Annotated in this window: 23 protein-coding genes; 12 read left to right on the forward strand and 11 right to left on the reverse strand. The window is 61.6% G+C overall.

What is annotated here, in order from left to right; genetic code table 11:
* Positions 1–14 precede the first annotated feature (14 nt).
* From NKH28_RS02525 to NKH28_RS02565, 9 genes are all read left to right on the forward strand, one after another.
* Positions 15–665 (forward strand): RNA-binding protein, encoded by a 651-nt coding sequence (locus NKH28_RS02525; protein ID WP_352541262.1) that lies wholly within the window; start codon positions 15–17, stop codon positions 663–665.
* The gene (gene infB / locus NKH28_RS02530; protein ID WP_352470067.1) at positions 662–3,229 is read left to right on the forward strand and encodes a translation initiation factor IF-2; all 2,568 of its coding nucleotides are present in this window, start codon (positions 662–664) and stop codon (positions 3,227–3,229) included. Before NKH28_RS02525 ends, infB begins: the two co-directional genes overlap by 4 nt.
* 16 nt (positions 3,230–3,245) lie before the next feature.
* On the forward strand, positions 3,246–3,818 hold the full coding sequence (locus tag NKH28_RS02535) for a hypothetical protein (protein WP_352977690.1): 573 nt from the start codon (positions 3,246–3,248) through the stop codon (positions 3,816–3,818).
* A 104-nt stretch (positions 3,819–3,922) separates the two neighbouring features.
* Positions 3,923–4,348 carry a 30S ribosome-binding factor RbfA gene (gene rbfA / locus NKH28_RS02540; RefSeq protein WP_352541264.1) on the forward strand — a complete coding sequence of 142 codons (426 nt, stop codon included), beginning with the start codon at positions 3,923–3,925 and terminating at the stop codon, positions 4,346–4,348.
* Positions 4,348–5,301 carry a tRNA pseudouridine(55) synthase TruB gene (gene truB, locus NKH28_RS02545; RefSeq protein ID WP_352541265.1) on the forward strand — a complete coding sequence of 318 codons (954 nt, stop codon included), beginning with the start codon at positions 4,348–4,350 and terminating at the stop codon, positions 5,299–5,301. The genes rbfA and truB overlap by 1 nt, the downstream gene beginning before the upstream one ends.
* 146 nt (positions 5,302–5,447) lie before the next feature.
* Positions 5,448–6,542, forward strand: coding sequence for a magnesium/cobalt transporter CorA (corA, locus tag NKH28_RS02550; RefSeq protein WP_352977693.1), 1,095 nt, complete (start codon positions 5,448–5,450; stop codon positions 6,540–6,542).
* A gap of 140 nt (positions 6,543–6,682) precedes the next feature.
* Positions 6,683–6,994 (forward strand): 30S ribosomal protein S15, encoded by a 312-nt coding sequence (rpsO, locus tag NKH28_RS02555; protein WP_280940423.1) that lies wholly within the window; start codon positions 6,683–6,685, stop codon positions 6,992–6,994.
* A 407-nt stretch (positions 6,995–7,401) separates the two neighbouring features.
* Entirely contained in the window at positions 7,402–9,549 is a 2,148-nt protein-coding gene (gene pnp / locus NKH28_RS02560; RefSeq protein ID WP_352977694.1) for a polyribonucleotide nucleotidyltransferase, read from the forward strand.
* 89 nt (positions 9,550–9,638) lie between these two features.
* Positions 9,639–10,652, forward strand: a complete 1,014-nt coding sequence (locus tag NKH28_RS02565; RefSeq protein ID WP_352541267.1) for a class I SAM-dependent methyltransferase — start codon at positions 9,639–9,641, stop codon at positions 10,650–10,652.
* A 36-nt stretch (positions 10,653–10,688) separates the two neighbouring features.
* On the opposite strand, the gene fabI is transcribed toward NKH28_RS02565, so the two are convergent.
* The 3 genes from fabI to fabA form a co-directional block, all read right to left on the reverse strand.
* Complete coding sequence (gene fabI / locus NKH28_RS02570; RefSeq protein ID WP_023676910.1) at positions 10,689–11,501, reverse strand: enoyl-ACP reductase FabI; 813 nt, start codon at positions 11,499–11,501, stop codon at positions 10,689–10,691.
* A gap of 13 nt (positions 11,502–11,514) precedes the next feature.
* Positions 11,515–12,735, reverse strand: a complete 1,221-nt coding sequence (gene fabB, locus NKH28_RS02575) for a beta-ketoacyl-ACP synthase I (RefSeq protein ID WP_023676911.1) — start codon at positions 12,733–12,735, stop codon at positions 11,515–11,517.
* A 120-nt stretch (positions 12,736–12,855) separates the two neighbouring features.
* Complete coding sequence (fabA, locus tag NKH28_RS02580; RefSeq protein WP_352541268.1) at positions 12,856–13,374, reverse strand: 3-hydroxyacyl-[acyl-carrier-protein] dehydratase FabA; 519 nt, start codon at positions 13,372–13,374, stop codon at positions 12,856–12,858.
* A gap of 240 nt (positions 13,375–13,614) precedes the next feature.
* On the opposite strand from fabA, the gene irrA reads away from it, so the two are divergent.
* Together irrA and NKH28_RS02590 are read left to right on the forward strand one after the other, a co-directional pair.
* Positions 13,615–14,046 carry an iron response transcriptional regulator IrrA gene (gene irrA / locus NKH28_RS02585; RefSeq protein ID WP_023676913.1) on the forward strand — a complete coding sequence of 144 codons (432 nt, stop codon included), beginning with the start codon at positions 13,615–13,617 and terminating at the stop codon, positions 14,044–14,046.
* Positions 14,047–14,055: 9 nt separating this feature from the next.
* Complete coding sequence (locus tag NKH28_RS02590; RefSeq protein WP_352541269.1) at positions 14,056–14,415, forward strand: DUF4260 domain-containing protein; 360 nt, start codon at positions 14,056–14,058, stop codon at positions 14,413–14,415.
* 79 nt (positions 14,416–14,494) lie between these two features.
* On the opposite strand, the gene NKH28_RS02595 is transcribed toward NKH28_RS02590, so the two are convergent.
* Positions 14,495–15,052 (reverse strand): SH3 domain-containing protein, encoded by a 558-nt coding sequence (locus tag NKH28_RS02595; RefSeq protein ID WP_352541270.1) that lies wholly within the window; start codon positions 15,050–15,052, stop codon positions 14,495–14,497.
* Between the two features lie 156 nt (positions 15,053–15,208).
* On the opposite strand from NKH28_RS02595, the gene NKH28_RS02600 reads away from it, so the two are divergent.
* Positions 15,209–16,210 carry a 2-hydroxyacid dehydrogenase gene (locus tag NKH28_RS02600; RefSeq protein WP_352470076.1) on the forward strand — a complete coding sequence of 334 codons (1,002 nt, stop codon included), beginning with the start codon at positions 15,209–15,211 and terminating at the stop codon, positions 16,208–16,210.
* A gap of 64 nt (positions 16,211–16,274) precedes the next feature.
* Here the strand turns inward: NKH28_RS02600 and NKH28_RS02605 are convergent, their stop codons facing one another.
* From NKH28_RS02605 to NKH28_RS02635, 7 genes are all read right to left on the reverse strand, one after another.
* Positions 16,275–16,763, reverse strand: a complete 489-nt coding sequence (locus NKH28_RS02605) for a GNAT family N-acetyltransferase (RefSeq protein ID WP_352977697.1) — start codon at positions 16,761–16,763, stop codon at positions 16,275–16,277.
* Positions 16,760–17,521 (reverse strand): molybdopterin-synthase adenylyltransferase MoeB, encoded by a 762-nt coding sequence (locus NKH28_RS02610; RefSeq protein WP_352541272.1) that lies wholly within the window; start codon positions 17,519–17,521, stop codon positions 16,760–16,762. The genes NKH28_RS02605 and NKH28_RS02610 overlap by 4 nt, the downstream gene beginning before the upstream one ends.
* Before the next feature lie 76 nt (positions 17,522–17,597).
* Positions 17,598–18,746: a DNA replication/repair protein RecF gene (gene recF, locus NKH28_RS02615; RefSeq protein WP_352455124.1), complete on the reverse strand. Its 1,149-nt coding sequence runs from the start codon at positions 18,744–18,746 to the stop codon at positions 17,598–17,600.
* Positions 18,747–18,772: 26 nt separating this feature from the next.
* Positions 18,773–19,891 carry a DNA polymerase III subunit beta gene (dnaN, locus tag NKH28_RS02620; protein WP_023676920.1) on the reverse strand — a complete coding sequence of 373 codons (1,119 nt, stop codon included), beginning with the start codon at positions 19,889–19,891 and terminating at the stop codon, positions 18,773–18,775.
* A gap of 208 nt (positions 19,892–20,099) precedes the next feature.
* On the reverse strand, positions 20,100–21,572 hold the full coding sequence (gene dnaA, locus NKH28_RS02625; RefSeq protein WP_023676921.1) for a chromosomal replication initiator protein DnaA: 1,473 nt from the start codon (positions 21,570–21,572) through the stop codon (positions 20,100–20,102).
* Positions 21,573–22,488: 916 nt separating this feature from the next.
* Positions 22,489–22,755: a 30S ribosomal protein S20 gene (rpsT, locus tag NKH28_RS02630; RefSeq protein ID WP_023676922.1), complete on the reverse strand. Its 267-nt coding sequence runs from the start codon at positions 22,753–22,755 to the stop codon at positions 22,489–22,491.
* A 160-nt stretch (positions 22,756–22,915) separates the two neighbouring features.
* Positions 22,916–23,689 carry an enoyl-CoA hydratase gene (locus NKH28_RS02635; RefSeq protein ID WP_352541273.1) on the reverse strand — a complete coding sequence of 258 codons (774 nt, stop codon included), beginning with the start codon at positions 23,687–23,689 and terminating at the stop codon, positions 22,916–22,918.
* Between the last annotated feature and the right edge of the window lies 1 nt (position 23,690).

Raw genomic sequence — 23,690 nt, forward strand, 5'->3', positions numbered from 1 at the left:
CGCCCTTGGACGAGATGAACGATCGCACCTGCATCGTCACCCGCAGGCAAGCCGAACCGGATGAACTGATCCGTTTCGTCGTCGGCCCGGGTTCGGCCGTCGTTCCGGACATCAAGAGAAACCTGCCCGGCCGCGGTTGCTGGGTGACGGCCGACCGCCTACATATAGAAAAGGCAGCGGCCAAAAATCTGTTTGCCCGTGCTTTTAAGGCGCAGGTGAGCGTGCCGGCCGATCTTGGCGGCATGGTCGACGCGCTACTTTCCAGGTCCGCTCTGGGCATGCTTGGCCTGGCCCGCAAGGCGGGCGCCATAGCGCTCGGAGCGACCAAGGTCGAGAGCGCCGTGCGCGGCGGACTTGCACTTTTCGTGCTCCACGCGACCGAGGCTTCCGACGATGGCGTCCGCAAGATAAGCCAGGCGCGACGGGCAACCGTCCACCTTGGCGGGCCTGCGATCCGCGCTTACAAACTTTTCTCCGAGGCCGAGTTGAGCTTGGCATTGGGGGGTACAAATGTGATACATGCTGCCGTTCTCGCGGGAGACGCGGGCAGGGCGGTCCAGAAGCGCATGGTTGCGCTCGACCGATATCGGGGCGGTTCCCCGGACGATCTGGCAATGCTTGCGGCCGTTGCTGACGAAGATGATGCCGCAGAGGATATGGAATGAGCGATACGAAATCGGGCGACGACAAGACGCTGAGTGTTACGCCGAAGAAGACCTTGACGCTGAAGCGCCCCGGTATGGAACAGGGCACGGTGCGCCAGAACTTCTCGCACGGCCGCACCAAGTCGGTGGTCGTCGAGACCAAGAAGCGCAAGTTCTCGCTGCCCGGCGACAAGCCGGAGCCGGCGGCAGCGCCTGTGTCCGTCTTCACGCCGAAGCCGGTCGCGGCAGCGCCTGCCGTGCAGGAAGCTCCCAAGGCGCCTCCCCCTCCGCCGCCGGTCGAACGCGGCGGCATGGTGCTGAACGAGTTGTCGCGCCAGGAAATGGAAGCACGCCGCCGGGCTCTCGAGGGCTCGAAGGTCCGCGATGTCGAGGATCGCCAGCGCGCCATCGAGGAAGCCAAGCGCCGCAGCGAGGACGAAGAGCGCCGCCGCCGCGAGCGCGAGGAATCGGCTCGCCGTCAGGCCGAGGAAGAGGCACGGCTGCAAGCCGAGGCCGAATCCCGCCGCCGTGCCGAGGAAGAGGCGCGCCGCCGTGCGCCGCTCGCCGCCGAACTGGCAACAGTCGATGACGAGGAAGAGGTCAAACCGAAGCGGACCGGTGCCGGCGCACCAGTGCGCCGTCTGGTTACGCCGGAAGTGGCGCGTCCGGCCAAACCGACCAAGGGCGAGGAAGACCGCCGCCGCGGCAAGCTGACTCTGAATTCGGCGCTTTCCGACGAGGATGCGCGCGCCCGCTCGCTCTCGTCGATGCGCCGCCGTCAGGAGAAATTCAAGCGCGCGTTGCATAACGAGCCACGCGAGAAAGTCATGCGTGAAGTGATCCTGCCCGAAACCATCACCATCCAGGAGCTGGCGCAGCGCATGTCCGAGCGCGCTGTCGACGTGGTCAAGTTCTTCATGAAGCAGGGCCAGATCCTGAAGCCTGGTGACGTCATCGACGCCGACACGGCCGAACTCGTCGCCACCGAATTTGGCCACACGGTCCGCCGCGTCGCCGAGTCCGACATCGAAGAGGGCTTGTTCAACATCGCCGATCGTCCCGAGGACCTGCAGCCGCGTCCGCCGGTGGTAACGATCATGGGTCATGTCGATCACGGCAAGACCTCGTTGCTCGATGCCATCCGCAATGCCAACGTCGTCTCCGGCGAGGCCGGCGGCATTACCCAGCATATCGGCGCCTATCAGGTCGAGAAGAACGCTCACAAGGTTACCTTCATCGACACGCCCGGCCACGCCGCCTTCACGGCAATGCGTGCCCGCGGTGCCCAGGCGACCGATATCGCCATCCTCGTGGTGGCAGCCGACGACAGCGTCATGCCGCAGACGATCGAATCGATCAATCACGCCAAGGCGGCCGGCGTTCCGATCATTGTGGCGATCAACAAGATCGACAAGCATGACGCCGACCCGCAGAAGGTGCGTTCGGAACTGCTGCGCCACGAGGTGTTCGTCGAATCCATGGGCGGTGAGGTGCTGGATGTCGAGGTGTCGGCGACCAAGGGCATCAATCTCGACAAGTTGCTCGAAGCGATCCTGCTGCAGGCCGAAATCCTCGACCTGAAGGCCAATCCGGACCGCACCGCCGAAGGCGTGGTCATCGAAGCCCAGCTCGACAAGGGCCGCGGCCCAGTCGCTACCGTGCTGGTGCAGACCGGCACGTTGATGCCGGGCGACATTCTCGTCGCCGGCAACGAATGGGGCCGGGTACGCGCACTCGTCAATGATCGCGGCGAGCAGGTCAAGGAAGCGCCGCCGGCAATGCCGGTGGAGGTGCTCGGCCTGCAAGGCACGCCGCAGGCCGGCGACCGCTTCGCCGTGGTCAACAACGAAGCCCGCGCCCGCGAGATCACCGAATATCGCCAGCGTCTGGCGCGTGAGAAGGCGGTGGCCAGGCATGCCGGCCAGCGCGGCTCGCTTGAACAGATGATGTCGCAGTTGCAGACCAGCGGATTGAAGGAATTCCCGCTGGTCATCAAGGGCGACGTGCAGGGCTCGATCGAGGCGATCAACGCCGCGCTCGACAATCTCGGCACCGACGAGGTGCGCGCCCGCATCGTCCATGCGGGGGCTGGCGGCATTACCGAAAGCGACGTGTCGCTGGCGGAAACTTCGGGGGCTGCGATCATCGGCTTCAACGTTCGCGCCAATGCGCAGGCCCGCGCAGCCGCGGCTGCGGCAGGCATCGAGATCCGCTACTATTCGATCATCTACAATCTGGTCGATGATGTGAAAGCGGCGCTCTCCGGCCTGCTCTCGCCGGAGCGTCGCGAGACCTTCATCGGCAATGCCGAGATCCTCGAGATCTTCGACATCACCAAGGTCGGCAAGATCGCCGGCTGCCGTGTCACCGAAGGCAAGGTCGAGCGTGGTGCGGGCGTCCGCCTGATCCGCGACAACGTCGTCATCCACGAAGGCACGCTGAAGACCCTGAAGCGCTTCAAGGACGAGGTTTCGGAAGTTCCGGGCGGCCAGGAATGCGGCATGGCCTTCCAGAACTACGAGGACATGCGCGTCGGCGACGTCATCGAGTGCTTCCGCGTCGAGATGGTGACCAGGACGCTGTAAAGCGCTTGGCACCGATATGGGCCAGGACGCTTCAAATCTGGAAGGTATGTTCCCTCTATGGGAATATACCTTCCAAACAAATGATACGCAGCTTAAACGTGCTGCGCGTTCGTTTTCCGACCTGCGGTATGGTCGATCCAGGCGTTGGATTCTCACAGGTCTTGCTTGGCTGATTTTGATAGCCTCAGTTCTTTTGATTATCTGGAGATCTGCGTTGGCCGTCGCTCTGCTGGAGTACCTTTCAAAGGGCGTGGTCTCCAGTGAGACAATTTACGTTCTCACCCCAATTGCGATGGGGACTATATATATTATAGTAGCTCGTAGTTTTTTTGGTTTCTTTAAAAGGAAAGTAAATAATAAGAAAATTGGCAATATCACCGAACCGGTAAAGATCTTCGATGGGTATATTATTCAGTTTTTGGACGAGAACTCGATAAAGAATCGAAGGATAGAACGGGTGCAACTGAGCAACGACTACCTGTTTTTCCTCATAGATAACGGTACCCGTTTCGTTTTTATCCCAAGGGATGTCGTTCCCGCCGATGCGCTCGAGAAAATAAAAATCTGGGCAACTCAGGCTCGGTCGTAGAACGAAGACCTATTAAGGTCAGTTGCCCAGGGTAGCCAAACCTGCCCAACGGCGTTAAGTCAGCGGTTTGAGGCGGTTCGAACCCGCGCGAAGGAAGAATTTTCATGCCAAGACCACCATCGGCTGGCCCATCCCAGCGTATGCTTCGCGTCGGCGAGCAGGTGCGCCATGCTCTGTCGGAAACCTTGCAACGTGGCGAGATCCTCGATCCGTTGATCGAGAATGCCGTGGTGTCGGTCTCGGAAGTGCGCATGTCGCCCGATCTGAAGATCGCCACCGCCTTCGTCTCGCCGCTTGGCGCCAAGGATGCCGGCGTGGTGGTCGAAGCGCTCAACAAGCATGCGAAGTTCGTCCGCGGCCGTGTCTCCGGCGCGCTGCGGCAGATGAAGTACATGCCGGAATTCCGCTTCCGGCTCGACACCAGCTACGACAATTTCCAGAAGATCAACGAATTGCTGCACTCGCCCGAAGTGGCGCGCGATCTCAGCGCCGACGACAAAGACAAAGACGACCGGAAGGACAGCGAATAGTGGCGCGTCGCGGCAAGAAGAAGGGCCGGCCGATCTCGGGCTGGCTGGTACTGGACAAGCCGGTCGGCATGGGCTCGACTGAAGCCGTCGCCAAGATCAAATGGCTGTTCCAGGCGGAAAAGGCCGGCCATGCCGGCACGCTCGACCCGCTGGCGTCCGGCATGCTGCCGATCGCGCTCGGCGAAGCGACCAAGACCGTGCCATACGTCCAGGACGGCGCCAAGGTCTACCGCTTCACGGTTGCCTGGGGCGAGGAGCGTTCGACCGACGACCTCGAAGGCCCGGCGACCAAAAGCTCGGACCGCCGTCCGGCGGAAGCCGACGTACGGGCGCTGCTTTCGAAATATACCGGCGTCATCATGCAGACGCCGCCGCAATTTTCGGCGATCAAGATCGCCGGCGAGCGCGCCTACGACCTTGCCCGCGATGGCGAGACGATCGACATTCCGCCACGCGAGGTTGAGATCGGCCGGCTCGACCTGGTCGAGCACATGGCAGATCGCACCATCTTCGAGGTCGAATGCGGCAAGGGCACCTATGTCCGCTCGCTGGCGCGCGACATGGGGCGCGACCTTGGCTGTTTTGGTCACATCGCCGAGCTGCGGCGGGTCGAGGTCGAGCCGTTCACGCAGGAAGATTTCGTCACCTTGGCCGAGTTGGAGGCCGCCCGCTTCGGCGAGCAGGGCGAGCCGCAAGCAGCAGACGCGCCGATCGACTTCGGTACCATCGATGCCCTTCTGCTCGACACCGCCGCGGCGCTCGAATGCTTGCCGCAGGTTGCGATCAGCGACGATGCGGCAACCAAAATCCGCCTCGGCAATCCGGTCATCATTCGCGGCCGTGACGCGCCGGTAGAAGCTGAGGAGGCCTGCGCCACCGCGCGCGGCAAGCTGGTCGCCATCGGCGCCATCGAGCAAGGCATGTTCAAGCCAAAGCGGGTCTTTGTCGGGTAACAGCTGTCGCCCGGCGCATGATCTCCAAACCGGATTCTATTTTGGGAAAGGATCATGCGCTAAATCAACAGGCCTACGGCGTCGTTTGCCGTCCGAAAGGATGCGCTGCGCTGTAGTGCCGTTCGACGCTGCACTCGAGGGGGCACATGGCAAAGGCTGACACGGTCAACAAACGAGCGGCGCTCAAAACACGGAGGCCGCCGGTCGGGGCTTCGCCGGGCACGCTGATCGCCGACCCGGCGGCGCGCCGCTCGGAGCTCAGGCTGACGTTGATCTCGCCCGAAAAGTTCAAGACCATCGACAATGCCAGCATCGACGACGTCAACACCCATTGCCACAATTGGCCGGTTATCTGGCTCGATTGCACAGGCCTCGCCAACATCCAGCTGATCGAGGAGATCGGGCGGATCTTCAACCTGCATCCGCTTGCGCTGGAAGATGTCGTCAACACCGGTCAGCGGCCGAAGGTGGATTTCTTCGAGGACCACGCCTTTGTCGTCGTCAGGATGATCGACGACGTCACCGCGCACCGTTACGAACAGATCGCCATCTTCTTCGGCAAGACCTTCGTCGTCACCTTCCAGGAGCGCGAAGGCGACCCGTTTGATCCCGTGCGCAAGCGGATCGCAAGCTCGGTGCCCAACCGCTTGCGCTCGCGCGGCGCCGACTATCTCGCCTATGCTTTGATCGACGCTATCGTCGACAGCTATTTCCCGCCGATCGAGGCTGCCGGCGAATTGGTCGACAGCATTGAGGAGCAGATGCTGAACCAGGCACACAAGCATCAGATGCGGCAGCTTCACGAATTGCGGCGCGATGCCAATGTGCTGAAGGGCGTGCTTTGGCCGATGCGCGACGCGCTGGCGACCATGATCCGCAACGACGTCTCTTATGTGAAGGCCGAAACCAAGATATTTCTGAACGACACGCTCGATCATTCGCTGCGATTGATCGAACTGGTCGAAACCCAGCGCGACATGCTGACCGGCCTGATCGAGATGCACTTGTCGCTCAGCCAGGCGCGCACCAACGACGTCATCAGCTATCTGACGATCGTCTCGGTGATCTTCATGCCGCTTACCTTTCTCGTCGGCGTATGGGGCATGAATTTCGACCCCGACACCTCGCCCTGGAACATGCCGGAGCTGAAAGCCTATTACGGCTATCCCCTGTCGCTCGTCTTCATGGCGCTTGTTGCGGTCGGGCTCTTTGCGTACTTCAAATGGAAGAAATGGCTCTGACTAGGCGGAAGTGCCCGTTTATGCAGCAAAAAGCCGGCTTGTGAATTAGGCTGGCCTTTTTGTCGGAATTGCACTATATGCGCCGCAGCTTCGCGCTTTGACGCGTTGCTTGCACCGGCCCCTGCTGGACGACATCCCGGCTGAGGGCGTCCCGTTTCCTCAAACAGACAAGGAAAAACACGATGTCGATTACTGCCGAACGCAAGAAGGAATTGATGGGCGAATTCGCAACCGCCAAGGGCGATACCGGGTCTCCGGAAGTCCAGGTGGCCATCCTTTCGGAGCGCATCAAGAACCTGACCGACCATTTCAAGGACCACAAGAAGGATAACCATTCCCGCCGTGGTCTGCTCGCTCTCGTTTCCCAGCGCCGCAGCCTGCTTGATTATCTCAAGCGCAAGGACGACGCGCGCTATCAGACACTGATCGAGAAGCTCGGTCTGCGCCGTTGACGAATTGACCGGCGGGTTCTTTCGAGAGCCCGCCGGTCGCGCATTGGAGCATCGGATCATCCAAGGCTCCAATGAAGAAAGCAGAGCGCCGCGCACCGGTTTGGACGCGCAAAGGACGCTCTGAAGTTTAGATTTGCGCAGGATACTTTCCGAAAACCTGGTTTTCGGGTTCACGCGCAAGGCCAGTCGGATCGATTGGCCAACCCGGTTTCGAAACAGCAGAGGGCTACTCGAAACCGCCCATGGACGGTCATGGGGCAGGATTGCAGGACGCTCGTGCGGCACCGCGCCGAATAAGCCGAGCCTCCCGTTGTCTTGCCCGTGGCTGCCCGAGAAAGGAAGCCAAGGGAAAGGGCATCCGCGCACGCTGAAACGGCGCGGCCCTTTCCGCATACGAAGGACAAGACATGTTCAATTACCACAAAGTCGAAATCGAATGGGGCGGCCGTCCGCTCATTCTCGAAACCGGCAAGATCGCGCGTCAGGCTGATGGCGCGGTGCTGGCCACCTACGGCGAAACCAAGGTTCTCGCCACCGTAGTCTCGATGAAAGAGCCGAAACCCGGCCTCGATTTCTTCCCGCTGACGGTCAACTACCAGGAGAAGACTTACGCCGCCGGCAAGATCCCGGGTGGCTATTTCAAGCGTGAAGGCCGTCCGAGCGAGAAGGAAACGCTGGTTTCCCGCCTGATCGACCGCCCGATCCGGCCGCTCTTCGCCGAAGGCTACAAGAACGACACCCAGATCGTCGTCACCGTCGTCCAGCACGATCTCGAAAATGACCCGGACATCCTGTCGATCGTCGCCACCTCCGCCGCCCTGACCTTGTCCGGCGTGCCGTTCATGGGTCCGGTTGGCGGCGCCCGCGTCGGCTACATCAACGGCGAATACGTGCTCAACCCGCATGTCGACGAGATGCAGGAATCGAAGCTCGACCTAGTCGTCGCCGGCACCGCCGACGCCGTGCTGATGGTCGAGTCCGAAGCCAAGGAACTCGGCGAGGACCTTATGCTCGGCGCCGTCATGTTCGGCCACAGGGGCTTCCAGCCGGTGATCGACGCGATCATCAAGCTGGCTGAAGTCGCGGCAAAGGACCCGCGCGACTTCAACGCGCCGGACTATTCCGCACTTGAAGCCGAGATGCTCAAGATCGTCGAAGGCGAGCTTCGCGACGCCTACAAGATCACCGACAAGCAGAAGCGCTATGCCGCCGTCGACGCCGTCAAGGCGAAGGTCAAGGCCGCGTTCGCGCCGGCAGAAGGCGAAGAGGCCAAATACACGTCCGAACAGATCGGCACCGTGTTCAAGGAGCTCCAGGCCAAGGTCGTGCGCTGGACCATCCTCGACACCGGCTCGCGCATCGACGGCCGCGACCTGAAGACGGTCCGCAAGATCGTCTCGGAAGTCGGCGTCCTGCCGCGCACGCACGGCTCGGCGCTGTTCACTCGCGGCGAGACCCAGGCGCTGGTCGTCGCCACGCTCGGCACCGGCGAGGACGAGCAGTATGTCGATTCGTTGACCGGCATGTACAAGGAGAAGTTCCTCCTGCACTACAACTTCCCTCCCTATTCGGTCGGTGAAACCGGCCGCATGGGTTCGCCGGGCCGCCGCGAAATCGGCCATGGCAAGCTCGCCTGGCGCGCCATCCGGCCGATGCTGCCGACCGCCGACCAGTTCCCCTATACGTTGCGCGTCGTTTCGGAGATCACCGAGTCCAACGGCTCGTCGTCGATGGCTACCGTCTGCGGCACCTCGCTGGCTCTGATGGACGCGGGCGTGCCGCTTGCCAAGCCGGTCGCCGGCATTGCGATGGGCCTGATCAAGGAAGGCGAGCGCTTCGCCGTGCTCTCCGACATCCTTGGCGACGAGGACCACCTCGGCGACATGGACTTCAAGGTTGCCGGCACCGCCTACGGCATCACCTCGCTGCAGATGGACATCAAGATCGAGGGCATCACCGAGGAGATCATGAAGATCGCCCTCGACCAGGCCAAGGATGGCCGTCAGTACATTCTCGGCGAAATGGCCCACGCGCTGTCCGGCGCACGTGCCGAGCTCGGCGAGTTCGCGCCGCGCATCGAGGTCATGCACATCCCGACCGACAAGATCCGCGACGTGATCGGCTCGGGCGGCAAGGTCATCCGCGAGATCGTCGAAAAGACCGGCGCCAAGATCAACATCGAGGACGACGGCACCGTCAAGATCGCCTCGGCCAATGCCAAGGAGATCGAGGCGGCGAAGAAGTGGATACACACCATCGTCGCCGAGCCGGAAGTCGGTGAAATCTACGAAGGCACGGTCGTCAAGACCGCCGACTTCGGCGCTTTCGTCAATTTCTTCGGTCCGCGTGACGGCCTCGTCCACATCTCGCAACTCGCCAATGACCGCGTCGCCAAGACCTCCGATGTGGTCAAGGAAGGCGACAAGGTCTGGGTCAAGCTGATGGGTTTCGACGAGCGCGGCAAGGTCCGCCTGTCGATGAAGGTCGTCGACCAGGCCACCGGCAAGGAAATCGTGCGCGACAAGAAGAGCGAAGGCGAAGAAAACGCCGCCTAAGCTGATCTAACTATGCAATCGAAGCGGGCGCGCCGGAAGGTCGCGCCCGTTTGCGTTTCAACAACAGCCTTGCAGTTCAAGAGTGGTGAATGTCCGCCGAGCCGCTGAAAACGCTTTTCCATCCGTTCGAGGCCGGTGCTGTCTCCCTGCCACGAAAGGATGAACGCATACTCTTTCTCGGTGCCGAGCCCGGCTTTCGCTTGCCCGAAAGTTTTGATGCCAAGCTTCATCTTGTCCAAGGCTTCAGGCCGCACTTTCGCGCCTTGCAGGCGTCCGGCTTCGCGGTCACGCCGCAGGTCGAAGGCGAGGCTTTCGACGCGGCATTTGTGCTCGCTGGCCGCCATCGCGGCCAAAACGAGTTGCGCGTTGCCGAAGCGGTCGAACGCGCAGCACCAGGCGGGTTGATCGTCGTCGCCGGCAGCAAGGACGATGGAATCGCCAGCCTGCGCAAGCATGTCGGCGCCCTTGTGCCGCTCGAAGGCCACCTGCCGAAGCATCACGGCATTGCCTTCTGGTTTCGCCGGCCGGCCGATACCGTTGCCGCGGCAACGCTTCGCGCCGCCAATCCGGACTTGGTGGTCGAGGACCGCTTCCGCACGGCCCCAGGCATGTTTTCCTTCGACAAGATCGATGCCGGATCGAAGCTGCTAGTCGAAAATCTGCCCAACGATCTGCGTGGCAGCGTTGCGGACTTCTGTGCCGGTTGGGGCTATGTCGCCGCCGAAGTCGCCGCCCGCTCACCCGGCATATCGGCGCTTGACCTTTACGAAGCGGACTTCGAGGCGCTGGAGGCGGCCAAGGCCAATGTCGGCAACATAGGCGTGGAGCCACGTTTCTTCTGGATAGATCTGTTGAGCGAACCGGTCGAGCGCCGCTACGACGTGGTCGTCATGAACCCGCCCTTTCACCGCAGCCGGGCGACTGAGCCGGAAATCGGTGCCGGCATGATCCGCGCGGCAGGCAAGGCGCTGAAGCCCGGCGGCCGGCTGTTCATGGTGGCAAACCGCCAGCTTCCCTACGAACCGGTGCTGGCGGCCGCCTTCTCCAGCCATGCGGAGCTCGCCCGCGACGGCATGTTCAAGGTCTTATCGGCGCGACGCTGAAATCCTGCGGGGCAAGCCGGCGATACGTCGCTCGCGCTATTCCCGCCCGCCGTCGGTCTGCTTCAATTCGTCAAGCGTCGGCATGGAAACGATGTGATAGCCGGAATCGACATAATGGATTTCGCCGGTGACGCCGGAGGACAGGTCGGACAGCAAATAGAGCGCGGAGCCGCCGACTTCATCGATCGTTACTGTACGGCGTAGCGGCGAGTTGCGCTGCTGGTAGGAGAACATGTGGCGTGCGTCGGAAATCCCGGCGCCCGCAAGCGTCCGTACCGGTCCCGCCGATATGCCGTTCACCCTGATGCCGCGCGGGCCGTAGTCGTTGGCGAGATAGCGGACGCTGGCCTCCAGCCCCGCCTTGGCGACACCCATAACGTTGTAGTTCGGCATGACACGGACCGAACCGGCATAGGTCAGCGTGATCATCGAACCGCTGTCCTTCATCAATGTGGCGGCGTGACGGGCGATCTCGGTGAAGGAGTAGCAGGAGATCACCATTGTGCGGATGAAGTTGTCGCGGCTCGTGTCGGCGTAGAGGCCTTTCAGCTCGTTCTTGTCGGAAAAGCCGATGGCATGGACGACGAAATCCAGCCCGCCCCATGCCTTCCCCAAAGTCTCGAAAGTCGCGGCGACCGACACGCTGTCCTCGACGTCGCAAGGCACCACCAGGGATGCGCCCAATTTCTCGGCGAGCGGCTTGACCCGGCGCCCGAAGGCCTCGCCCTGATAGGTGAAGGCGAGGTCCGCGCCATGTTCGGACAGTTTGCGGGCGATACCCCAGGCGATCGAATGATCGTTGGCAACACCCATGACAAGCCCGCGCTTGCCCTTCATCAATCCGTCCATGGTCGGCAAATCCTTATGCGGAATAGCGCTGGAAAATCAGCGTTGCGTTGGTGCCACCGAAACCGAACGAATTGGACAAAACGGTGTCGATCCTTGCATCGTCGATGCGCTTGCGCACGATCGGCATGCCCTCGAATTCCGGATCGAGGTTCTCAATGTGGGCGCTCTCGCCGATGAAGCCGCCTTGCATCATCAGGATCGAGTAGATCGATTCCTGCACGCCGGCGGCGCCCAGAGAATGGCCGGTTAACGATTTGGTCGACGTGATGAAAGGCATCTTCTCGCCGAACACCTCGCGGATGGCGCCCATTTCCTTGGAGTCGCCGACCGGCGTCGAGGTGCCGTGCGTATTGATGTAGTCGACCGGCGAGGACACCGTTGCGAGCGCCTGCTTCATGCAGCGCGCCGCGCCTTCGCCCGACGGCGCCACCATGTCGTAGCCGTCCGATGTCGCGCCATAGCCGACGATCTCGGCATAGATCTTGGCGCCGCGTGCCTTGGCATGCTCGAGCTCTTCAAGAATCAGCACGCCGGCGCCGCCGGCAATGACGAAACCGTCGCGATCGACGTCGTAGGCGCGTGAGGCGACCGACGCCCTGTCGTTGAACTTGGACGACATGGCGCCCATGGCATCGAAGAGATCCGACATCGTCCAGTCGAGATCCTCATGGCCGCCGGCGAAGACGATGTCCTGCTTGCCCCACTGAATCAGCTCGTAGCCATTGCCGATGCAATGCGCAGACGTCGAGCAGGCCGATGAGATCGAATAGTTGACGCCGTGGATCTTGAACCAGGTGGCAAGCGTCGCCGACGCGGTCGACGACATCGCTTTTGGCACCGCGAACGGCCCGATCCGCTTGGGGCTGCCGTTTTTGATCGTGGTCTCGGCCGCCTCGACGATTGCACGGGTCGACGGTCCGCCGGAGCCCATCACGATACCGGTGCGCTCATTGGTGATGTCGGCCTCGTCGAGGCCGGCGTCTGCGATCGCCTGGTCCATTGCGACATGGTTCCAGGCAGCACCCTGCGACAGGAAGCGCATGGCGCGACGGTCGATCATGCCCGATGGGTCCAGCGTCGGCGCACCCCACACCCGGCAACGGAAGCCATGCTCGGCGAAAGAGTCGGAGAAGCTGATGCCGGATCTGGCATCGTGCAGCGAGGTCTGCACCTCGTTGGCATTGTTGCCTATCGACGACACGATGCCGAGACCTGTGACTACGACCCGTCTCATTCGCAACTCCTTCCAGCGGACCCCGAACCTGAAATCAATTTCCGGAATGGAACCATGCGCAAAATTAAAGTGCTACAGCGTTCATCAGACGTCCAAGACGTCGTACTGCAGGGTCTTCGTTCAGACGGCGGCCGATTGCTTGGACAGACCGACCTTCAGATCCGTTGCCGCGTATATGGGCTCGCCATCTGCCTTCAGCCAGCCATCGGCGATGCCAAGCACAAGCCGACCGCGCATCACGCGCTTGAAGTCGACGCCATACTCCACCTTCTTGACCGAAGGCGTGACCATGCCTTTGAACTTCACCTCACCGGTCGACAGCGCCATCCCCTTGCCGGGTTCACCGAGCCATCCGAGATAGAACCCCGTCAACTGCCACATGGCGTCCAGGCCCAGGCATCCCGGCATGATCGGATTACCGATGAAATGGCAGGCGAAAAACCACAAATCCGGCTTGATGTCGAATTCCGCGCGGATGAAACCCTTGTCGAACGCACCGCCGGTCTCGCTGATCTCGGTGATGCGGTCGAACATCAGCATCGGCGGATAGGGCAACTGCGCATTTCCCGGTCCGAACAGCTCGCCGCGGGCGCAGGCAAGCAATTCCTCGTAACCGTAGCTGGATTTCGGATCCGCCATCAATCTCGTCCCCGTGATCGTCCCGCGCGAAAGGAGCCCTTGTCGGTGGTTTCCTAACACAATCTGTTTCAGGCCGGAAACCGGCGTTTGCGCTTAACCTGCCCGTCTGCCCGGGTCAATGCGCGCTATTGATCGCATTCGGTCGACAGAATATATGTCAGGACACGTCCAGTTTCGGCAGATGCTCAATTTCTGCCATTTTGGACCTGTCTGAGGCGGAACTGTGAGCGCGACGGATAGATGGATCTGGGTTGCCGGAAGGATAATGTCGCTGTGGACAAGCGGGTTCGTGAGGCCGGTCTGAGGCCGACACGCCAGCGCATCGCGCTGGCCGATCTGCTTTTCGCCAAGGGCGACCGCCATCTTTCGGCCGAGGAACTGCACGAGGAGGCGCTTGCCGCCGGCGTGCCGGTGTCTCTGGCCACCGTCTACAATGCTCTGCACCAGTTTACCCAGGCCGGTCTTCTGCGCATCCTTGCCGTCGAGGGATCGAAGACTTATTTCGACACCAACACCTCCGATCACCATCATTTCTATATCGAGGGCGAAAACAGGATCTTCGATATTGACAGCGGCCCGGTGACGGTTTCCAACCTGCCGGAGCCGCCGGAGGGCATGGAGATCGCCAATGTCGATATCGTGGTGAGACTGCGTCCGAAACGCTGCGACTGACCGGCACTTATGAAATTCCTGGATTTGACGCTCCGGCTCGAATGGGTCGCCGTCGCGGTGGCGGCTCTTATCTTCTATGCAATCGCCGGTGTTTCCTGGTGGCTGTTTGCCGTGCTCATTCTGGCGCCCGACCTGTCGATGCTGGGTTACATGGCCGGGCCGCGCGTCGGGGCCGTCGCCTACAACGCCTTGCACATACTGATCTTCCCCGTTCTGCTGGCGCTTGTCGGCAGCGTCTTTGACAATGCAATGGCGGTAGCTGTCGCGCTGATCTGGATCGCCCACATCGCCATCGACCGCGCTCTGGGCTATGGTTTGAAGCTGTCAAGCAGTTTCCAGGATACCCATCTCGGCCGCATCGGCCGCTAAACCATCCCCGAACCGAAGATCAGCGAAACAAATGCCGGATCCGGTGCTTGCAGCGCCGCCCGACCTGCGGTTCGGAAAGTCAGTTCTTGACCTTTTCGCCGGGATAGGCACCCCAGACCAGCGACTGCGCGAGCCAGCCAGTATGGCCGTCGAAGGTCATTTCGCACCACTGGCCATCGCAGGACTTGATCGTGCCCATCACCCCCGGTTCGAGGATCGCGATGACGCCTGCGTCTTTTGCCGGGTCGTCAAGGAGGTTGACGCGAGCGTCCTTGCCGCGCTGCCAGGGGGCGACGATCGCCGTGCGACGGCCCGAAAGCAGCGACTGATTGATCCAGCCTTCCGAGCCGTCGGCATCACGCACACGGCGCCACGTATCGAACTCCTGGATGATCTCCATCGGCAGGCCTGGCTTCATATACATCCAGTCGACGGAATAATTGACGCCCGGCCCAACGCGCGAGTTGACGCGGCCGGATTTCAGGCTGACGAAGCGCGGCAGCGGCAAGCCGCTTGGTCCGAGCGTGATGCTCTGGGCGGGTGCGGCGGCACTTTGCGCCATCACCAGTGGGCTATGGATGAGAGCGCCGAGGAATGCTGCACTGAGGGTCAGGCGGAGCGACGCGAAACCAGACACTTTCGTTCCTTTCGGCACCGGCCCATCGGCCTTCGCCCCTTTTTCTTTGTCTTCGGCGGAACCGCTTGTTACATGAATGACCGGTACCGCGATCGGCTCTCAGTTTCGCCGTTCTTGGTTAAAGAGGTCTCAACGAGATCGGGTTCGAGGAAAACAATGGCAGGCAAAAAGAAGCCCCTCGTCGTCATCACGCGCAAATTGCCCGACCCGGTCGAGACCCGCATGCGCGAGTTGTTCGACGCCCGCTTGAATGTGGAGGACAGGCCGATGACGCAGCCGGAACTGGTGGCTGCGGTCAAGGAGGCCGATGTGCTGGTGCCGACCGTCACCGATAATATCGACGCGGCGCTGATTGCCCAGGCCGGCGACAACCTCAAGCTGATCGCCAATTTCGGCAATGGGGTAGACAAGATCGACGTTGCGGCAGCGGCCAAGAAAGGCATCACCGTGACCAACACGCCGAACGTGCTGACCGAAGATACGGCCGACATGACCATGGCGCTGATGCTGGCCGTACCGCGGCGGCTGGCCGAAGGCGCCAACGTGCTGACCGGCGATAAGAAATGGGCGGGCTGGTCGCCGACTTGGATGCTCGGCCGGCGCATTTGGGGCAAACGGCTCGGCATTGTCGGCATGGGTCGCATCGGCACCGCCGTCGCCAGGCGTGCCAAGGCGTTTGGCCTCTCGATCCACTACCACAACCGCCACCGCGTACTGCCGGCAATCGAGGACGAGTTGGAAGCCACGTATTGGGAAAGCCTTGACCAGATGCTCGCCCGCATGGACATTATCTCGGTCAATTGTCCATCGACACCGGCAACCTTCCACCTGCTTTCGGCGCGGCGGCTGGCGCTTCTGCAACCGTCAGCTTACATAGTCAACACCGCGCGCGGCGATATCATCGATGAGGAATCGCTGGTCAAGCTCATCCATGACGGCAAGATCGCCGGCGCCGGCCTCGACGTCTACGAGCACGAGCCGGCGCTGAACAGCAAGCTGCTGAAACTCGCCCACAAAGGCAAGGTCGTGCTGTTGCCGCATATGGGCTCGGCGACGCTCGAAGGCCGTATCGACATGGGCGAGAAGGTAATCATCAACATCCGCGCCTTCTTCGACGGTCATCGCCCGCCCGACCGCGTGCTGCCGCTGCGGGCGTGACCGGCCATCGTGGCAGCGAATTCTGGTCGCGGCAGCTGCCTGCTCGCTTTTGGATAGCGTTTGCTTACAAAAGCACCTTGCGCATGGTGATTGAGGTCGGCCGGTCGTAACCTTTGTGTGCTGTCCGTTCGGTTTCGCGAAAGCCGAGGCGGGCGAAGGCAGCGTGGTTTCCAGTCAGTTCGACCCGGGTCTGGAGCTCGATGGCGGTCCTGTTGCGGCTGCGGGCAAGATCTTCGACGGCCTGCATCAGCTGTTTTCCAATGCCTTGTCCCTGAAGCGTCGGCTCGACCGCGAGCTTTCCAATATAGAGGTCGTCTGCGCGCTTCAGGACGAAGACGCAACCGACGATCTCGTTTCCCTTCAGTGCCAGGAATGCTGTCTCCTCCAGCGCTCTAGCCCTGAGATTTTCAACGGTGAGCCGATGCGCCGAGGACGGCGGGTCAACAACCTCGTCCATAAAGGCGAAGGCGCGCATGACCAGCGCCAGCACCTCGTCCCAACGGTCGAAATCGGCCGCAAGCTGCACGATGGAAACGTCGGCAGGCAGGCTCATGGGCTGGTTCGCTTGTAGCGGATCGTGTCGAAGCGTGCCGCCAGCGCATCGTAGAGCAGCAGTCGTCCGACCAGCGGCTTGCCAATCCCGGTGATCAGCTTGATCGCTTCCATGGCTTGCAGCGTGCCGATGACCCCGGTCAGCGCGCCGACAATGCCGGCCACCGCGCAGGATGGCACAAGTCCCGGCGGCGGCGCCTCGGGAAAGAGATCGCGGTAGCTTGGGTTCAACTTGCCGTCCGGGCCGGTTTCGAATGGCTTCAGTACGGTGACCGAGCCGTCGAAGCGGCCAACGGCGGCATGCACGAGCGGCCGGCTTTCCGCGGCGCAGGCGTCGGCCACCGCGTAGCGTGTCTCGAAATTGTCGGAGCCGTCAACGACGATGTCATAACGGGCAATGAGGGTAGGGGCGTTGTCGACGGTCAGCCTGAAATTGTGCTCTTCCACGACGACGTTTGGATTGATGCGGATGATCGCCGCTCTGGCACTGTCGGTTTTTGCCATGCCGACCATGTCCGTGCCGTGGATCACTTGTCGTTGCAGGTTGGAAAGCGAAACGATGTCGTCGTCGACGATACCGAGAGTGCCAATCCCTGCGGCGGCGAGATATTCGAGCACAGGCGCTCCCAATCCGCCGGCGCCAATGACGAGCACCCGCGCCCGCTTCAGCCGCTGCTGGCCGGCGCCGCCGATCTCGGGCAGCACGATGTGGCGGGCGTAGCGTTCGAGCTCTTCATCGGTGAGGGCGGCTGTGATCATCGCCGGACCATATAGCGGAGGAAAAAGCTTGTCAGGTATCAATGCATGCCGCTCAGAAGTGCGCCATGAACCAAGTTCAAATGGTCGGCCTGACCGTGCCGTGATCGACGGTCAGGAATTGCGCGCGTCCCTTGAGGCTGTCAAACAACGCGGCATCGGTCCCGGTCATGAAGGCCTGGCAGTTTAGTTCCTCCAGGATCGAGAACAAGGCCGCCCGTCGACCGCCGTCGAGATGGGCGGCGATCTCGTCGAGCAGCAGGATCGGTGTCATGCCCGACATCTCACCGGTTAGCCGCGCATGCGACAAGACAATGCCGACCAGCAGCGCCTTCTGCTCGCCGGTCGAACAGAGCTCGGCCGGCATCGCCTTGGGCCGGTGGCGCACCACGAGGTCGGAACGGTGCGGGCCGTCGAGCGTGCGTCCGGCGGTGCGGTCGCGGTCGCGCCCCTGGGCAAGCGCACGACGGAACCGTTCCTCTACGTCGACGGCCGGCAAAATACCGAGTTCGCCTTCCAGTTCGCCAGAGATGCCGATGTCGGCTTGCGGAAACGGTCCGTCGCCGGGCAGCCGGTCGATCATGGCGGCGAGCAGGCGCACCAGTTCGGCACGCGCCGCGGCAATCGCCACGCCGGTCTCGGCCATTTGCATCTCGATCGCATCGAACCAGGCACCGTCGCGTGAACCGTCGGCGAGCAATCTGTTGCGGCCGCGCATTGCCTTTTCGTAGTCAAGCGCGCGCTGGCCGTGGCCAGGATCGATCGCCAGCACCAGCCGGTCTAGGAAGCGTCGGCGGTCGGCAGCCGGCCCGGGGAACAGGCCGTCCATGGCCGGTGTCAGCCAGACCACGCGCAGCCATTCCAGCATGTCTTCGGCTGAGCGTGCCGTCGCGCCGTTGATCCGCACCCGCCGGCCGGCTTCGCCGTCGCTGCCCGATATTCCGGTACCGATCTCGACCTGGCCTTCCGGCCCGTCAAGCCGGGCATGCAGCGCAAAGCCACCGTCGCCGCCTTCGCGCGCCACCTCGGAATAGGGTGCGCGGCGCAGGCCGCGGCCCGGCGTGAGCAGCGAGATCGCTTCAAGCAGATTGGTCTTGCCGGCGCCATTGTCGCCGGAGAAAACGACAGCGCCGGGATCAAGGTCTATTGCCAACGCCGCATAGTTGCGGAAATTCGTAAGTGTGAGCTTACTTATGTGCGTCTGCTGCGGTTTTGCAGATCTGGTCACGACAGCAAGATGGCCCCGTTCGGGCCCTACACCCGCATCGGCATCAGCACGTAGAGCGCGGTCTCGTCGGCCATGTCGTGGATCAGCGTCGGGGAACCGGCATCCGCCAGCATGAACTTCGCCTCCGTGCCGGTCAGTTGCGCGGCAACGTCGAGCAGGTATTTGGCGTTGAAGCCGATTTCAATCGGATCGGACGAATAGTCGGCCGCCAGTTCCTCGGTGGCACTGCCCGAATCCGGGTTGTTGACCGCAAGCGTGACCTGCCCTTCGGCGATCGAAAGCTTCACCGCCCGGCCGCGTTCGGACGAAATGGTCGAAACGCGATCGACGGCAGCGGCGAAACTCTGGCGATCGATAATCAGCTTCTTGTCGTTGCCGGTCGGAATGACGCGCTGGTAGTCCGGGAAAGTGCCGTCGATCAGCTTGGAGGTCAAGATAACGCTGCCGATGGTGAAACGGATCTTGGTGTCGGACAACTCGGTGGTGACTGCAACATCGGGATCGTCGACCAGCTTTTGCAGCTCGCTGACCGTCTTTCGCGGGATTATGACGCCAGGCATGCCCTCCGAGCCTGCCGGCGCATCGATCTCGGCGCGCGCCAGCCGGTGGCCGTCGGTCGCGACAGAGCGCAGCTTCAGCTTGCCGCCGGCCTCGTGCGTGTGCAGATAAATGCCGTTCAGATAATAGCGCGTCTCCTCGGTCGAGATGGCAAACTGGGTCTTTTCGATGAGGCCCTTTAGTCCGACGGAATCGAGCCGGAAAATATGCGAGAACGACCCGGCTGAAAGCTCGGGAAAGTCGGACTGCGGCAGGCATTGCAGGCGGAAGCTCGAGCGCCCCGACGTCACCGTCATGGCGTTGCCGTCTTCGTCGGTCTTCAGCGCCACCTCCGCGCCGTCGGCAAGCTTGCGCACGATGTCGTAGAGCAGATGTGCCGGGACCGTCGTCGCCCCGCCACGTTCGACCTTTGCCGGCGTTGCTTCGGTCACCTCCAGGTCGAGGTCGGTCGCCTTCATTTCAAGGCTGGCCCCCTCGGCGCTGAGCAGCACGTTCGACAGGATCGGAATGGTATTGCGCCGCTCGACCACGCGGTGAACATGGTTGAGCGACTTCAGGAGATTTGACCGTTCCAGGATAACACGCATGACAAAACAGGCTCGCTTGAATGAATGAACGGGTCTCCGGCAAGCGGCGCCCCGCGAAAGGTCTGAACAGGCTCAGAATCTGCGTAAACTGACAGGAAAAACCCGGCAAACGCAAGCCCGCGCCACCGGTTCGGACCGGCTGCACGGGCTTTCCGGGGATAAAGGGGATAAAAAGGCCGGAGTCCGCGAGCCGGCGTTTTTCGGGCCGTCAGGCCTGGTCGTTGATCAGCCTTCTCAGCAATTCGAGTTCCTGCGCCAGTGTGTTGTCGGCACCGGAAAGATCCTCGATCTTGCGCACCGCATGCAGCACGGTCGTATGGTCACGACCGCCGAACCGCCGCCCGATCTCCGGCAGCGAGCGCGGCGTCATCACCTTCGACAGATACATGGCGACCTGCCGTGGCTTGACGATGGTGCGTGTGCGCCGGTTGGACAGAAGTTCGGTCTTCGACACGTTGTAGTGGCGCGCGACGATGCGCTGGATGTCCTCGATACGCACCCGCTTGGGTTCGCCCGAACGATAGATGTGGCCAAGGATCTCGTCGATGCGGTCGATGGTGATCTGCGGTTCGAAGGATTGGCGAAACAAAAGCTGGTTGAAGGCACCTTCGAGCTCGCGTCCGCTGCCGGTCACCGTGCGGGCGACGTGGTTGAGGATCTCTTCGGAAATATCGAGCGACGCATCGTCGAGCTTGGCGGTGGCAAGCCTGAGCTTGAGCATACCGATACGCATGGCGAAATCCGGGGCTGACATTTCCAGCGCGACGCCGCCGTTGAGGCGCGAGCGGACGCGTGGCTCCAGCGACTCCAATTCCGACGGCGGCCGGTCGGCAGCGACCACCACTTGCTTGGCGCTGTCGAGCAGCATGTTGATTAAATGGCAGAATTCGTGCTGGATCGACTTGCCCTGCAGGAACTGCATGTCGTCGATGATGAGGAGGTCGATGTCGCGCAGCTGTTCTTTCAGCGTCAGTGCGTTGTTGTCGCGGATCGCGGTGGCGAACCGCCACATGAAATACTCAGCCGTCAGATAGACGACCCGCGATTTCGGATTCTGCTTCAGCGATTCTGCGGCGATCGCCTGCAACAGGTGCGTTTTGCCCAGCCCGACCGTCGCGTGCAGAAAGAGCGGATTGAAACGCACCGCGCTCGACTGCGATTCCGCGACCGCCTTGGCGGCGGCAAAAGCCACTCGGTTCGATGGTCCTTCGATGAAGGAGGTGAAAGTGTAGCGTGGATCGAGTGGCGAACCGAGAACATTGTGCCGGAACTCGGTTTCTGCCGGCATCCCCGGGCGGGGTACCGGGACCCGTTCGACCCTGCTGGGGCTCGCCGTGCCCGCAGAGAGCGCGGTTTGCGTCTGCCTGGTCATCTTGCGCGCCGGGGCCACTTCTGGCTCGACGCTGTTGCGGCCCTGCCGTGTGGCGGTGCGAACCACGATCTCGATCTTGAGGATCTCCGGATCCTCGTGCTTCCACAACTCGGTGATGAGATCGAGATAGTGGCCGTTGATCCATGAACGCAGGAATGCGGTTGGCACTGAGATGCGGACAATGCCCTTAGAGGATTCAGCGACCTTCATGCGCCCGAACCAGCTCGAATAGACCTCGGTTCCCAGTCGCGCCTTCAACTGGGCCTTGACCCGATCGAACTTCTGTTCAGCTTCATTGGAAGCCGCCATGTCGTTCCTTCCGATTAACGTTCCAGGAAATGGGAGGTCGCCTGTAACCTCCCTTTCGATGCCGCCGCTCTGCATGATCGAGTTCCTTGTCTCTTGTACCTGTTTTCCGCCGGGGATGCGCCTCCTGCATCCATGTTTCCGGCGACCGTGTCTTCGCTGCGACACCATCGCCGCCGCCGGCTGATGAATCGCCTCGTTGTCGGTCCGGCGCCGAAGAGCCGATCCGCTTTGGTCATGTCAGGGCAACAAAATGCCGTCCGGCGAAAAACCGCCGGCGCACCGTCGACCTGCCATGTACAATTACGCCAGTCCCCTACCGTATCGAAAAGACAAACCAACCCCGTCCGCGGAGTTAAATCCGCGGTGTAAACTCTGCCAATTTGAGCTGGCCGGTTTCAGGCTGGTCAAGGGCCAAGGGCCCGTCCCTTCGATGGACAGACATTACCGAAATCGCTGTGGATAGGGCAAGGCCACCCCTAACGGATTTTTAAGGAATCTGACTAGGAAGGCACGTTTCGAACGCCATGCCGCAACAGTTGATTTTGACAAAGCCATTGTGATTCAAACCCTTTTCCGGCGAATGTGAAAAAGGCCACACAAATGCGAAATTTTCTGAAATAATTCGCTTGACAGCCAATTGCCGCCTATCGGCCGCAGCCGATGTGAACAAGCTGTGGATCACCATCGGTAAACCTCTGAAAAAAAACAGTAATCTGTGACGCTCGGAAATTTTCGCATTGGCAGTTTCGAAGGCTGCGAATATCAGCGGGTATGTATACGCCGGCAAAGCATTTCGAACTTTGAAATGCACGCGGAGCGCCATTTTGCGGGCTTTCTTTTAAGTACTTGCCGGCAAACGAAAAAAACCCGGCGCGATTGGCCGGGTTTGAAGAAGCGCAGTTCAGGAAAAGATATATTAGGCCGACAGCACCTTGACCCGTTGGGCCAGCCGCGACACCTTACGCGATGCCGTGTTCTTGTGCACCACGCCCTTGGTCGCGGCGCGCATCAATTCCGGCTCGGCCACCTTGAAGGCAGCCTGTGCGGCCGCCTTATCGCCGGCCGCGAGCGCCTCTTCGACCTGGCGGATGTAGGTCCGGACGCGGGAGCGGCGGTTCTTGTTGATCGCTGCGCGACGGGCGATCTTGCGCGTTGCCTTTTTGGCCGAGGAGGTATTGGCCATGGTGCCTCTCTTCTGATCTGGTGGGCGCTTGCGGGATACCGCAGGGCGCAAAAAACAAACGGGCAGCCACAGGGCCGCCTCGGTTGGTGCGGCTTATAGTTCAGCTTTTCCGGCGCGTCAACGCTGCAGCGCTTTCTTTTTGACCGGCGCCTTCGTCATCTCATCGGTTCGTGAAATTCGGCTTCCGCTTGCCGCTGAAGGCCGCCATGCCTTCCTTCTGGTCATCCAGCGCAAACAGCGAATGAAACAGCCGGCGCTCGAACCGCAGACCCTCGGTGAGCGTCGTCTCATAGGCGCGGTTGACGGCCTCCTTTGCCATCATCACCGACGGCAAGGAAAAACCAGCGATCTTGGCCGCTGCCTTAAGCGCTTCCTCGATCAACTCGCCGGCTGGCACCACGCGCGAGACAAGGCCGGAACGCTCGGCCTCGGCTGCGTCCATCATTCGACCCGTCAGGCACATATCCATCGCCTTCGACTTGCCGACAAAGCGGGCCAGGCGCTGCGATCCGCCCATGCCGGGCATGACGCCCAGCGTGATCTCGGGTTGGCCAAACTTGGCAGTGTCGGCGGCGATGATGAAGTCGCACATCATCGCCAGTTCGCAGCCGCCCCCCAGCGCATAGCCCGCCACCGCCGCGATGATCGGCTTTCGTGCCCGCGTAAATTCTTCCCAGCCGACGAAGAAATCCTGCAGATAGGCATCCACATAGGAGATGGACTGCATTTCCTTGATATCGGCACCTGCCGCGAAAGCCTTTTCCGAACCAGTGATGACCATGGCGCCGATGTCGGCATTGGCGGCCATGCTATTCACCGACGCGACCAGTTCCGCCAGCACTTGTGAATTCAGCGCGTTGAGCGCCTGCGGCCGGTTCAGCGTAATCAGCCCGACCTTGCCGCGGGTTTCGACGATGATGGTTTCATAGCCCATA

Origin of the sequence: Mesorhizobium sp. M1227 (assembly GCF_040318315.1) — a bacterium.
In the GTDB taxonomy this organism is placed as follows: Bacteria; Pseudomonadota; Alphaproteobacteria; order Rhizobiales; family Rhizobiaceae; genus Mesorhizobium.

Coding starts and splice junctions, on each gene's coding strand:
- NKH28_RS02525 (WP_352541262.1), top strand. CDS start 15: ATGAACGATCGCACCTGCATCGTCACCCGCAGGCAAGCCGAACCGGAT.
- infB (WP_352470067.1), top strand. CDS start 662: ATGAGCGATACGAAATCGGGCGACGACAAGACGCTGAGTGTTACGCCG.
- NKH28_RS02535 (WP_352977690.1), top strand. CDS start 3,246: ATGGGCCAGGACGCTTCAAATCTGGAAGGTATGTTCCCTCTATGGGAA.
- rbfA (WP_352541264.1), top strand. CDS start 3,923: ATGCCAAGACCACCATCGGCTGGCCCATCCCAGCGTATGCTTCGCGTC.
- corA (WP_352977693.1), top strand. CDS start 5,448: ATGGCAAAGGCTGACACGGTCAACAAACGAGCGGCGCTCAAAACACGG.
- pnp (WP_352977694.1), top strand. CDS start 7,402: ATGTTCAATTACCACAAAGTCGAAATCGAATGGGGCGGCCGTCCGCTC.
- NKH28_RS02565 (WP_352541267.1), top strand. CDS start 9,639: ATGTCCGCCGAGCCGCTGAAAACGCTTTTCCATCCGTTCGAGGCCGGT.
- fabI (WP_023676910.1), bottom strand. CDS start 11,501: ATGGACGGATTGATGAAGGGCAAGCGCGGGCTTGTCATGGGTGTTGCC.
- fabB (WP_023676911.1), bottom strand. CDS start 12,735: ATGAGACGGGTCGTAGTCACAGGTCTCGGCATCGTGTCGTCGATAGGC.
- fabA (WP_352541268.1), bottom strand. CDS start 13,374: ATGGCGGATCCGAAATCCAGCTACGGTTACGAGGAATTGCTTGCCTGC.
- irrA (WP_023676913.1), top strand. CDS start 13,615: ATGGATCTGGGTTGCCGGAAGGATAATGTCGCTGTGGACAAGCGGGTT.
- NKH28_RS02590 (WP_352541269.1), top strand. CDS start 14,056: ATGAAATTCCTGGATTTGACGCTCCGGCTCGAATGGGTCGCCGTCGCG.
- NKH28_RS02600 (WP_352470076.1), top strand. CDS start 15,209: ATGGCAGGCAAAAAGAAGCCCCTCGTCGTCATCACGCGCAAATTGCCC.
- NKH28_RS02605 (WP_352977697.1), bottom strand. CDS start 16,763: ATGAGCCTGCCTGCCGACGTTTCCATCGTGCAGCTTGCGGCCGATTTC.
- NKH28_RS02610 (WP_352541272.1), bottom strand. CDS start 17,521: ATGATCACAGCCGCCCTCACCGATGAAGAGCTCGAACGCTACGCCCGC.
- dnaN (WP_023676920.1), bottom strand. CDS start 19,891: ATGCGTGTTATCCTGGAACGGTCAAATCTCCTGAAGTCGCTCAACCAT.
- dnaA (WP_023676921.1), bottom strand. CDS start 21,572: ATGGCGGCTTCCAATGAAGCTGAACAGAAGTTCGATCGGGTCAAGGCC.
- rpsT (WP_023676922.1), bottom strand. CDS start 22,755: ATGGCCAATACCTCCTCGGCCAAAAAGGCAACGCGCAAGATCGCCCGT.
- NKH28_RS02635 (WP_352541273.1), bottom strand. CDS start 23,689: ATGGGCTATGAAACCATCATCGTCGAAACCCGCGGCAAGGTCGGGCTG.